The sequence below is a fragment of the Streptomyces sp. NPDC097617 genome (genome assembly GCF_044761485.1).
Taxonomy (GTDB): domain Bacteria; phylum Actinomycetota; class Actinomycetes; order Streptomycetales; family Streptomycetaceae; genus Streptomyces.
The window spans coordinates 241,916-252,920 of sequence record NZ_JBIWCL010000008.1 but is presented as its reverse complement, the minus strand read 5'-3'; the positions used below and the strand labels follow the sequence as shown (position 1 = coordinate 252,920).

The following is an 11,005-nucleotide window of genomic DNA, read 5'->3' as shown; positions in this document are numbered from 1 at the left end:
CAGACCGCGTGCCCACTCGCTACCCTGCACGTGAAAGGTGCCCCCGCCCGCTCATGATCCAGTCCTCAACAAGCCGGATCATCGCAGGCCACGGGCACCTTTTGCATGCGGTGACAGAACGTCACAGTTCATGGAATTCACGGTGAAACACCGAGGCCAGTACCCGACCCCGATCCGGCGGACCCAAACTGCGATGTGTGCGGGGCGCTGGTCGCTCAGCGCACTGAGTGCTACCGGCGCCGGGACCTATCGGGGGTCGTGGACTGCAACGTAGAGATCCGCCAGCACCCGCACGCGGAGGTGAGTCGATGACCCGCGCCGTGCTCCGCTACGTCCCCCACACGATCCGACACGCCCCCGAGGGCGGGGTGACGTACGAGGCGTTCTGCGTCGCCGAGGGCTGTGGAGCCGAGTCCGGCGCTCACGACGAACAGGCGGACGCGCAGGACTGGGCGCTCCGGCACGCCGGGCGAACGGGTCACGACCTGTTCAGGCGGGTGTTCACGGATCACGCGCGCGTCACCCGCGAGACGTAGACCCCGGCCCGCTGGGCGACGGCGATCAGGACAGTCCAGCGCGCCGGCTCCGGCCCCGCTCACACCACACAAATGGTGTGGGCGGGGCTCTGACGTGCGACGGCACGGGCAGGAGCGCCCCACAATGGACGGGTGAATCGCCCCGCGAACGTTGACGTGCTCTTGCAGCCACGCCCGCCGTCCCCGTTGCAGGAGATCCGTGACGACAGGTTCGAGCGGCACGGCGTCCGCCTGCTGCTGAAGCGGGACGACCTGATCCACAGCACCATCCCGTGGGACACGGACGCACTTGGACCAGTGGGCCTGTACCCTCCGGGCAACAAGTGGCGCAAGCTCGCGCCCAATCTGCGGGCCGCCCTGGAAGGCGGTCACGATCAGCTGGTCACCTTCGGCGGGGCGTACTCCAACCACCTGCGGGCCACCGCCGCCGCCGGGCGGCTGCTCGGGCTGCGGACCGTCGGCGTCGTGCGCGGGGACGAGCTCGCCGGGCGGCCTCTGAACGACTCCCTCGCCCGGTGCGCCGCGGACGGTATGCGGCTGCACTTCGTGTCCCGGTCGCAGTACCGCCGCAAGGCCGAGCCGCTCCAGCTGGCCCGGCTGGTGGACGCGGCGGGCGCGGGCGGTGCGTACGTCGTCCCCGAGGGCGGCAGCAACGCGCTCGCCCTCGGTGGCTGCGCCGAGCTCGGCCGGGAGCTGCGCGGCGCCGCCGACGTGGTGGCCGTGGCCTGCGGCACCGGCGGCACCCTGGCGGGCCTCGCGGCCGGGCTGGGTCCCGGGCAGCGGGCGCTCGGGGTTCCGGTCCTGGCGGGCGGCTTCCTGGACGCGGAGATACGTTCCCTCCAGGCCTCCGCCTTCGGGGGTCCGGCCGGCGACTGGACCCTGGCCGAGGACTTCCACCACGGCGGCTACGCCCGCGTGCCGGCCGAGCTGGAGGCCTTCGCCGCGGACTTCGGGTCCCGCCACGGCCTGCCGGTCGAGCGGATCTACGTGGCCAAGCTGCTCTGGGCCCTGACCGAACTCACCGCCGCCGGCGCCTTCCCGCACGGCACGACGCTCGCCGCCGTCGTCACGGGCCGGCCGTAGCCGCGCTCAGCCCTCCTCGCGGTAGGCCGCGGCCTCCTCCAGGTCGAGCCGGCGCAGCAGTGCCCGCAGCATCTCGTCGTCGATCCGCCGCTGGTCCCGCAGGGTCACGAAGACCTCCCGCTCGGCCGCGATCATCTCCCGCGCGAGCCGCCGGTAGATGTCGTCCGCCGACTCTCCCGTCTCCGGGTTGACCTCGCCCAACCGCTCCCACACCGCGTTGCGCCGACGCTCCATCACCGTCCGCAGCCGGTCCGCCAGCGGTGGCGGCAGCGTGCTGTTCTCCGGTTCCGCGAGGAGCTCCGCCAGCCGGTCCTCCGCCGCCCCCGAGGCCTCGCTCTGCGCCTGCGCCTCGGCCAGGGTCTCGGCCTGTACGTCCTTCGGCGGCAGCTTCAGCACCCGGATCAGCGGCGGCAGCGTCAGCCCCTGCACCACCAGCGTCCCGATGACCGTGGTGAAAGTCAGGAAGAGGATCAGGTTCCGGTGCGGCACCGACATCGGTACGGAGAAGGCGATGGCCAGCGAGACCACGCCCCGCATCCCGGCCCAGCCCACGATCACCGGGGCCTTCCAGTCGGTGTCCGGCTCCCGCACCCGGATCCGCTCCGACAACCAGAGCGGCGCGAAGGTCGCCGGGAACACCCACAGGAACCGGGCCACCACCACCGCGAGGAACACGGCGATCGCGTACCAGGCCGCGTGCATGCCGTCGTACTCCCCCAGCCCCTTGAGGACCACCGGCAGCTGGAGCCCGATCAGCGCGAAGACCACCGACTCCAGGACGAAGGCGACCACCCTCCACACCGCCTCCTCCTGGAGCCGGGTGGCGAAGTCGACCTGCCAGTTGCGGTGCCCGAGGTACAGGGCGACGACGACGACCGCCAGCACCCCGGAGGCATGCACCCGTTCGGCGGCCGCGTAGGCCACGAAGGGGATCAGCAGCGAGAGGGTGTTCTGGAGCAGCGGCTCCCTCAGCCGGGTGCGCAGGTGGTGGATCGGCACCATCAGCAGCAGGCCCACACCGATCCCGCCGACCGAGGCCAGCAGGAACTCCGCGATGCCGCCCGCCCAGCCGGCGCTCACCCCGACGGCCGCGGCCAGCGCCACCTTGTACGCGGTGATCGCGGTGGCGTCGTTGACCAGGGACTCGCCCTGGAGGATGGTCGTGATGCGGTTCGGCAGCTTGAGCTTGCGGGCGATCGCGGTGGCGGCGACCGCGTCCGGAGGGGCGATCACCGCGCCCAGGACCAGCGCCACCGGCACGGAGAGCCCCGGCACCAGCAGGTACGCCGCGTACCCGACGGCGAGCGTCGCGAAGAGCACGTAGCCCACCGAGAGCATCGCGATCGGCCGGACGTTCGCGCGCAGGTCCAGGTACGAGCTGTCCACGGCCGCCGTGTACAGCAGCGGCGGGAGCAGCAGCGGCAGCACGATGTGGGGGTCGAGGGCGTACGCGGGGACGCCCGGCACGTACCCGGCCAGCAGCCCGGCGGCGACCAGCAGCAGCGGCGCGGGCACCGGGGTCCGGCGCGCCAGCCCCGCGACGGCCGCACTGCCGGCGATCAGCGCCACCAGCGGCAATACCTCCATCGAAGATCCACCTCAATCGTCGGCCGCTCGCCCCGAACGCGCGGGCTTGACCGAGGAGATCCTCATGACTCGCACGGCGGGAACGTATTCTGTACGAGATCAAGCTCCGGTCAAAGCGTGACGCATCGACACTCCGCTGCATCTCAGCTCCGGCCCGTGCGCGCGGTTCACCCCGAGGCTGAAGGCCGGGGTTCCGGTACAAGGAGAATGCGATGAGCGAGTGCACCCACGTTGCCGAACTGCCGCGTCCCGAACCGGCACCCTCGCACGACACCTGCTCCGAGTGCCTGGCGCTCGGCAGCCACCCCGTGCAGCTGCGGATGTGCCTGGGATGCGGGCACGTGGCCTGCTGCGATTCGTCGCCCCACCGGCACGCCACGGCGCACCATCAGGAGACGGGCCATCCGGTGATGCGCAGCTTCGAACCGGGTGAGACCTGGCGCTGGTGTTTTGTCGACGGTTCGATCGTCTGAAGCGGGGTAGTTCAACCCTCCGCCGGTTCCCCTGATTTGGGCCCCGCAGACCCCTAGCCACTGTGCGTACCCATGGGCTTACCATCAGTCACTGGCTCGCAGGCGGGGTGCTCGAAGCGGGCACCAAGAGGGGTGCCGCGACACGATCGCCCGGATCGCGATAGCGTCACCGGCGAACAGAGCTCGTACCACCTTGGAGGTGAGGGTGTCCCAGATCGCAGGCGAGCCCGGGACTCAGGACTTCGTCGAAGTCCGGCTGCCCGCTGCGGGTGCCTACCTGTCGGTGCTGCGGACGGCCACGGCCGGCCTCGCGGCACGTTTGGACTTCACCCTCGACGAGATCGAGGACCTCCGCATCGCGGTGGACGAGGCCTGCGCGATCCTGCTCCAGCAGGCCGTGCCGGGCTCCGTCCTCAGCTGCGTGTTCCGGCTGATCGACGATTCGCTGGAAGTGACCGTCTCGGCGCCGACCACCGACGGACGCGCACCGGAGCGTGACACGTTCGCGTGGACCGTCCTGTCGGCGCTGGCCGGCAAGGTCGAGGCCACGGTCGAGGAGAACCGGACGGTGAGCATCAGCCTCTACAAACAGCGCGGCGCGGGGCCAGGCCCGGCGTGAGCGGCGGGGAGATCCCGGTGCGGGGCGGGGATCGGCCCCGGGTACGGCACGAGGTCGACGGCGGCATCCCGGAGCAGCAGCACGCCCGGCCGCACCCGGCTGACGCGGATGCGGAAGACGGCTTTTTGGACTCGGCGGAGCGACGGGCGGGCCCTATGAGCGAGAACCAGCAGGAACAACCACAACCATCCCAGCCGACCGAGGCCGCTGCCACGGCCCCGGAACTGGCACCGGTGGTACCGGCGGCGCCGGTGCTCCCGGTGTCCCACGCGCTGCCGGATCCGCGCGACCGCAGCGGCGCGCGGGCCCTGTTCATCGAGCTGCGGGCGCTGCCCGACGGGTCGGTGGAGAAGGCGGAGCTGCGCAATCGGCTGGTACGGATGCACCTGCCCCTGGTGGAACACCTGGCGCGGCGCTTCCGCAACCGCGGTGAGCCGCTGGACGACCTGACCCAGGTCGCGACGATCGGCCTCATCAAGTCGGTGGACCGGTTCGACCCGGACCGCGGGGTCGAGTTCTCCACGTACGCCACGCCCACGGTGGTCGGCGAGATCAAGCGCCACTTCCGTGACAAGGGCTGGGCGGTGCGGGTGCCGCGTCGTCTGCAGGAGCTGCGGCTCTCGCTGACGACGGCCACGGCCGAACTGTCCCAGCAGCACGGCCGCTCCCCGACGGTGCACGAACTGGCCGAACGGCTGGGGATCTCCGAGGAGGAGGTGCTGGAGGGGCTGGAATCGGCCAATGCCTACAGCACGCTCTCCCTCGACGTCCCGGACACCGACGACGAGTCGCCGGCGGTCGCGGACACCCTGGGTTCGGAGGACGAGGCCCTGGAGGGCGTCGAGTACCGCGAGTCCCTCAAGCCGCTGCTGGAGGGACTGCCCCCGCGGGAGAAGCGGATTCTGCTGCTTCGCTTCTTCGGCAACATGACCCAGTCGCAGATCGCCCAGGAGGTCGGCATCTCCCAGATGCACGTCTCCCGGCTGCTGGCCCGCACCCTGGCCCAGCTCCGCGAGAAGCTCCTCGTCGAGGAGTAGCAGGACAGCAGGACAGCAGGACAGCAGGACAGCGTAAGAACCGGACGACCGGTTATCGGGCCTGTTCCCCGGGCCCGATACCGAGAGCCTCGGTCGCCGTCGGATTCACCAGGAGTGCTACGACGGCCACCGCGGCCAGGGCCAGCGCCACGGCGGCGGCGACCATCGCGCCGCCGGTGCTGTAGAGGGTCCAGGCCACCGGCAGCGCCATCAGCTGGGTGATCAGTGCCGGGCCGCGGCTCCAGCGACGGCCCAGGCGCAGCCCCCGGGCCGCGATCAGCGGCAGCGCGGCGAGCGCGAGCAGCGTGATCCCACCCGTCTCGGCCTGCTGCGGGGAGTCGGGGTCCCCGGCGATCCCCACGAACAGCATGTACACCCCGAGGCCGGCCAGCGCCAGGCCCTCCAGTGCGGTGAGCGCGGCGGCCGCGGTCAGCCGACCGGGCAGCGCGGCGGTCGGGGCCTCGGACGGCGCGGCGGCGGGGACGGGGGCATTCGCGGGCTGCTTCTCACTCACCCCAGCAGGGTAGCGGCGCCCCTCCGGACCCGGAGGGGACGGGCAGTAGGGTCGGCTCAGGAAGGGGTGGGTAGGCTGGCGCTCATGCGTGCACTTCTCGTGGCCAACCCAGCAGCGACGACCACCAGTGCGCGCACGCGCGACGTCCTGACCCATGCCCTGGCCAGCGAGATGAAGCTGGAGGCGGTCACCACCGAGTACCGCGGGCACGCCCGGGACCTGGGGCGCAAGGCGGCGCACGAAGGGCTGGATCTCGTCGTCGCGCTGGGCGGCGACGGCACGGTCAACGAGGTGGTGAACGGGCTCCTGCACGACGGGCCCGACCCGGAGAGCCTGCCCCGGCTGGCGGTGGTTCCCGGCGGCTCCACCAATGTGTTCGCCCGGGCCCTTGGACTTCCCAACGACGCGGTCGAGGCGACCGGCGCCCTCCTGGACGCGCTGCGGGAGCAGCGCGAGCGGACGGTGGGGCTCGGCCTGGCGGCCGGCACCCCGGGTACGGAGGACGAGTCGGTCCCGGCCCGCTGGTTCACCTTCTGCGCGGGCTTCGGCTTCGACGCCGGTGTGGTGGGCCGGGTGGAGCAGCAGCGCGAGCGCGGCAAGCGTTCGACGCACGCCCTGTATGTGCGACAGCTGATGCGCCAGTTCTGGGACGAGCCGAACCGGCGGCACGGCACGGTCACGCTGGAGCGCCCCGGCGCGGACCCCGTGACCGATCTGGTGCTGTCGATAGTGTGCAATACCTCACCCTGGACATATCTGGGGAATCGTCCGCTTTACGCCTCGCCCGAAGCTTCGTTCGATACTGCGCTTGACGTATTGGCGCTGAACCGTTTGTCAACTCCGGCGGTCGCTCGCTACGCGACACAGCTCCTGACCTCCACTCCTGAGCGGGGTCCACACGGCAAGCATGCGGTGTCTCTGCACGATCTGACCGACTTCACCTTGCATTCGAAGGTTCCGCTTCCGTTCCAGATGGACGGCGATCACCTCGGACTGCGCACCAGCGTTCGGTTCACAGGCGTACGCCGGGCACTGCGTGTGATTGTGTGAGTAGAAGGGCCCGGAGGCCTTTCACTCGAACGTTTACACGCCGGTCCACCCTCACGATGTAGGGCTGTGACCTAGTAGACACCGACGAATCAAAAAAAACTTTCCGGAAGGGGTTGTATCCCCGTCCGAGGTTTGCGAATCTCTTCATGGCGATCGGGACAGCCCGCAACACCCGGCACCCACACAGACCGCCAGAACCCCTCCACGAATCTCTGATTGATCACCCGCGTGAAACCGGGCGGTCGACCTTCCCTCACGGGGGGATTCGTGAAAGCGTTCACATTCACAAGCAACCTGTTCGCAATACAAGGAGATGGAGCAGCCATGGACTGGCGTCACAACGCCGTTTGTCGTGAGGAAGACCCGGAACTCTTCTTCCCCATCGGCAACACCGGTCCTGCGCTGCTGCAGATCGAGGAAGCCAAGGCCGTCTGCCGCCGCTGCCCCGTTATGGAGCAGTGCCTGCAGTGGGCGCTCGAGTCCGGTCAGGACTCCGGCGTCTGGGGCGGTCTCAGCGAGGACGAGCGCCGCGCCATGAAGCGCCGCGCCGCTCGCAACCGGGCGCGCAACGCCACCGCCTGACAAACGACTTTCGAGCCTCGACGCGCAGCGCGTAGTACCGAAAAAGCGCTCAGCAACGTGCTCTTGGGCCCCGGACCGATTCATTCGGTCCGGGGCTCAGTGCTGTTCGGGGGCCGTTCGGGGCAGCGCGCCGACCATCACACCGAGTCACCGACCGGCTGCTACTTCTGCGGGCTGGAGGGGATGTCGAGGACGACCTTGGTACCGCGCGGCTCGGCCCGGACCATGTCGAACGTGCCGCCGAGCTCGCCTTCCACGAGGGTCCGTACGATCTGCAGCCCGAGGTTGCCGGCGCGCTGAGGATCGAATCCCTCGGGCAGACCGCTGCCGTCGTCGAGCACGGTGATCAACAGCCGGCCGTCGGTGCGACCGGTCCCGGTGCGGATCGCGGACACCTCCACGGAGCCCCTCTCCCCCTGCGTGAAGGCATGCTCCAGGGCGTTCTGGAGGATCTCCGTCAGCACCATCGACAGCGGAGTGGCGACCTCCGCGTCCAGGATCCCGAACCTGCCGGTGCGTCGGCAGTCGACCTTGCCGGGCGAGATCTCCGAGACCATCGCGATGACGCGGTCGGCGATCTCGTCGAACTCGACCCGCTCGTCAAGGTTCTGAGACAGCGTCTCGTGCACGATCGCGATCGATCCGACACGGCGCACGGCCTCGTTGAGCGCCTCGCGTCCCTGCGCGGAATCCATTCGGCGGGACTGGAGCCGCAACAGTGCCGCCACGGTCTGAAGGTTGTTCTTCACCCGGTGGTGGATCTCCCGGATGGTCGCATCCTTGGTGATCAATTCACGTTCGCGACGACGCAGTTCCGTCACGTCGCGGCACAGCACCAGGGAGCCGATCCGGGTCCCCTTCGGCTTGAGCGGGATGGCGCGCAGCTGGATGACCCCGCTGTTGCCCTCGACCTCGGTCTCCCGGGGGGCCCAGCCGCTGGCGAGTTTGACCAGGGCCTCGTCCACCGGTCCGCGGGAGGGGGCGAGCTCGGCGGTGGTGTTGCCCAGGTGCTGGCCGACGAGGTCGGAGGCGAGGCCGAGCCGGTGGTAGGCGGAGAGCGCGTTCGGCGAGGCGTAGGTGACCACGCCCTCCGCGTCGAGCCGGATCAGGCCGTCCCCGACGCGCGGGGAGGCGTCCATGTCAACCTGCTGGCCGGGGTACGGGAAGGAGCCCGCCGCGATCATCTGGGCCAGGTCGGAGGCGGACTGGAGGTAGGTCAGCTCCAGCCGGCTGGGTGTACGCACAGTGAGCAGATTGGTGTTGCGCGCGATCACGCCCAGTACCCGGCCCTCGCGGCGGACGGGGATCGACTCGACGCGGACCGGCACCTCCTCGCGCCACTCGGGGTCGCCCTCGCGCACGATCCGGCCCTCGTCGAGCGCGGCGTCCAGCAGCGGGCGGCGGCCGCGCGGTACCAAGTGGCCGACCATGTCGTCCTGGTACGAGGTGGGACCGGTGTTCGGGCGCATCTGGGCGACCGACACGTACCGCGTGCCGTCGAGCGTGGGCACCCACAGCACGAGGTCGGCGAAGGACAGGTCGGAGAGCAGTTGCCACTCCGAGACCAGCAGGTGGAGCCACTCCAGGTCGGTTTCACTGAGAGCGGTGTGCTGGCGTACGAGGTCGTTCATGGAGGGCACGTTGCGAGCGTACCCCGGGTACGCGCCATGACTTTGCCCACGACAGTACTCAGGAGTATCCAAGGGGGGCGCGAGCCGCGTAGTGTTGGAGGAAGTGACGGGTTTCCGGGCCCTGCCATTGGATGGACAGAACAGAATGGTCTAGTCCACAATTGATTCAAGAACCTCCGCCCTCCCCGCACAGGAGGACGGATCGAGGTAAGCCGCGCGCTCTGCCCTGACCGCGCAGGCACCTCCACCGGCCGTCGGGAACCGCACACCTGTCGGCCGTAAGTACTCCGGGCTACGGTGCCGGGCGGGTCGAGGGTCCCGTTCTGCACCGTGGCCCAGAGGAACTCCCCGCGGAAATCCCGGAGTGAATTCCGGACGGAAATCCCCGGCCGGATCCGGCCTACGGCGCCTCGGGCCAGGCCAGCAGCGCCCGCTCCGCCACCGCTTCCAGTTCTTCCCTGCTCGCCCCGTCGCGCGACTGCTGGGACATCCCCTGAAGTACCGCTCCCGCGTACCGGGCCAGCGCGCGTGCGTCCGCATCCGCGGGCAGCGCCCCCGTGGCCATGTCGGCCCGGATCCGGCTCTCGAAGATCTCCAGGTTGGCGTTGCGCCGCTCGCGCAGGGCCTGCGCCACGTCGTCCGAGGTGGTGTTGATGGCGGCGCTGAGCACCATGCATCCCCGCGGGTGGGCCGGGTCGGTGTAGACCTCGGCGGCCTCGCGCAGGATGCGGGCGACGGCCGCCCGGGCGGTGGGCTCCTCGGCGAGCGCCACGCTCGCGAAGTCCCCGTACCGGCCGCCGTAGACCACCACGACCTCGTCGAAGAGCTTGCGCTTGTCGCCGAAGGCCGCGTAGAGGCTGGGGGCGCCGATGCCGAGCGAGGCGGTCAGGTCGGCGATGGAGGTCGCCTCGTAGCCCCGCTCCCAGAAGGCGTGCATCGCCTTGTCGAGGGCGGCCTCGCGGTCGAAGGAGCGAGGCCTGCCACGCTGTCCGGTCACCATGCGCAGATTGTATAGCGGTCGCTAGGGAATCTGGTACGTTTCTTTCTGTAGCGACCACTAGTAATTGACGGAGGGGGGCGCGTCATGGGCGTGCTCAAGGGAAAGACAGCACTGGTCACCGGCGGCAGCCGGGGTATCGGGCGGGCGACGGCCGAGCGGCTGGCGCGCGACGGGGCCCTGGTCGCGGTGCACTACGGGCGGGACGCGGCGGCGGCGAAGGAGACCGTCGACGCGATCGGGGCGGCAGGCGGCCGGGCCTTCGCCATCGGGGCGGAGCTCGGCGTCCCGGGCGACGCCGAGGCCCTCTGGGCGGCGTACGAGGCCCATCCCGAGCACACCGAGGGCGTGGACATCCTCGTCAACAACGCCGGAGGGGCGATCTTCGCGGGGATCGGGGAGACGGACGAGGAGACGTACGACCGGGCCCACGCGCTCAACGCCAGGGCGCCGTTCTTCGTGATCAAGTACGGACTGGAGCGGCTGCGGGACGGGGGCCGGATCGTGAACGTGACCGGCACCCCGGACATCGCCCTGCCGGCCATCCTGGCGACGGTCACGGCCAAGGGTGCGGTGAACGCGCTGACCCGGTCGCTCGCCGCCGAGCTGGCCCCGCGCGGGATCACCGTGAACTCGGTCGGCCCCGGCATCACCGAGACCGACCTCAACGCGGCTCTCCTCGCGGACCCGGCGACCCGGGCCCACCTGGCCGCCCGCTCGGTCTTCCACCGCGTGGGCACCGCCCAGGAGGTCGCCGACGTGGTGGCCTTCCTGGCCTCGCCGGACTCCCGCTGGGTCACGGGCCAGCACCTGGACGCGACGGGAGGCCTGCAGCTGGCACTGCTGTGAGCCCCGGGCGCGGAGACCGGGCTCCGCGCCGGGTCTCCGCGCCGGGT

General features: G+C 70.5%; 12 protein-coding genes. 8 read left to right on the top strand and 4 right to left on the bottom strand.

Features of this window, described 5'->3' with window-relative positions:
• Positions 1–308 precede the first annotated feature (308 nt).
• Positions 309–536, top strand: a complete 228-nt coding sequence (locus ACIQZO_RS16770) for a hypothetical protein (protein ID WP_053613976.1) — start codon at positions 309–311, stop codon at positions 534–536.
• 132 nt (positions 537–668) lie between these two features.
• Positions 669–1,619, top strand: a complete 951-nt coding sequence (locus ACIQZO_RS16765) for a 1-aminocyclopropane-1-carboxylate deaminase/D-cysteine desulfhydrase (protein ID WP_403626373.1) — start codon at positions 669–671, stop codon at positions 1,617–1,619.
• A gap of 6 nt (positions 1,620–1,625) precedes the next feature.
• Here the strand turns inward: ACIQZO_RS16765 and ACIQZO_RS16760 are convergent, their stop codons facing one another.
• A complete protein-coding gene (locus ACIQZO_RS16760; RefSeq protein ID WP_403626370.1) occupies positions 1,626–3,206 on the bottom strand; it encodes a Na+/H+ antiporter in 1,581 nt (526 codons plus the stop codon).
• Between the two features lie 212 nt (positions 3,207–3,418).
• Between ACIQZO_RS16760 and ACIQZO_RS16755 the strand changes: the two genes are divergently transcribed.
• The 3 genes from ACIQZO_RS16755 to ACIQZO_RS16745 all read left to right on the top strand — a co-directional run bounded on the left by ACIQZO_RS16755 (position 3,419) and on the right by ACIQZO_RS16745 (position 5,335).
• On the top strand, positions 3,419–3,679 hold the full coding sequence (locus ACIQZO_RS16755) for a UBP-type zinc finger domain-containing protein (protein ID WP_403626367.1): 261 nt from the start codon (positions 3,419–3,421) through the stop codon (positions 3,677–3,679).
• 205 nt (positions 3,680–3,884) lie between these two features.
• Positions 3,885–4,298 (top strand): anti-sigma regulatory factor, encoded by a 414-nt coding sequence (locus ACIQZO_RS16750; protein ID WP_030012703.1) that lies wholly within the window; start codon positions 3,885–3,887, stop codon positions 4,296–4,298.
• A gap of 11 nt (positions 4,299–4,309) precedes the next feature.
• The gene (locus ACIQZO_RS16745; protein WP_403626419.1) at positions 4,310–5,335 is read left to right on the top strand and encodes an RNA polymerase sigma factor SigF; all 1,026 of its coding nucleotides are present in this window, start codon (positions 4,310–4,312) and stop codon (positions 5,333–5,335) included.
• A gap of 52 nt (positions 5,336–5,387) precedes the next feature.
• Here the strand turns inward: ACIQZO_RS16745 and ACIQZO_RS16740 are convergent, their stop codons facing one another.
• Positions 5,388–5,849 (bottom strand): hypothetical protein, encoded by a 462-nt coding sequence (locus ACIQZO_RS16740; RefSeq protein ID WP_403626364.1) that lies wholly within the window; start codon positions 5,847–5,849, stop codon positions 5,388–5,390.
• An 84-nt stretch (positions 5,850–5,933) separates the two neighbouring features.
• Between ACIQZO_RS16740 and ACIQZO_RS16735 the strand changes: the two genes are divergently transcribed.
• Positions 5,934–6,899 (top strand): diacylglycerol/lipid kinase family protein, encoded by a 966-nt coding sequence (locus ACIQZO_RS16735; protein WP_403626361.1) that lies wholly within the window; start codon positions 5,934–5,936, stop codon positions 6,897–6,899.
• 324 nt (positions 6,900–7,223) lie between these two features.
• Positions 7,224–7,481 (top strand): WhiB family transcriptional regulator, encoded by a 258-nt coding sequence (locus tag ACIQZO_RS16730; protein ID WP_004937597.1) that lies wholly within the window; start codon positions 7,224–7,226, stop codon positions 7,479–7,481.
• Positions 7,482–7,642: 161 nt separating this feature from the next.
• Here the strand turns inward: ACIQZO_RS16730 and ACIQZO_RS16725 are convergent, their stop codons facing one another.
• Both ACIQZO_RS16725 and ACIQZO_RS16720 read right to left on the bottom strand, forming a co-directional pair.
• Positions 7,643–9,112, bottom strand: coding sequence for a sensor histidine kinase (locus ACIQZO_RS16725; protein ID WP_403626416.1), 1,470 nt, complete (start codon positions 9,110–9,112; stop codon positions 7,643–7,645).
• A gap of 400 nt (positions 9,113–9,512) precedes the next feature.
• Positions 9,513–10,112 carry a TetR/AcrR family transcriptional regulator gene (locus ACIQZO_RS16720; RefSeq protein WP_403626358.1) on the bottom strand — a complete coding sequence of 200 codons (600 nt, stop codon included), beginning with the start codon at positions 10,110–10,112 and terminating at the stop codon, positions 9,513–9,515.
• Between the two features lie 84 nt (positions 10,113–10,196).
• Between ACIQZO_RS16720 and ACIQZO_RS16715 the strand changes: the two genes are divergently transcribed.
• Positions 10,197–10,958 (top strand): SDR family oxidoreductase, encoded by a 762-nt coding sequence (locus ACIQZO_RS16715; RefSeq protein WP_403626355.1) that lies wholly within the window; start codon positions 10,197–10,199, stop codon positions 10,956–10,958.
• The last annotated feature ends 47 nt before the right edge of the window (positions 10,959–11,005 follow it).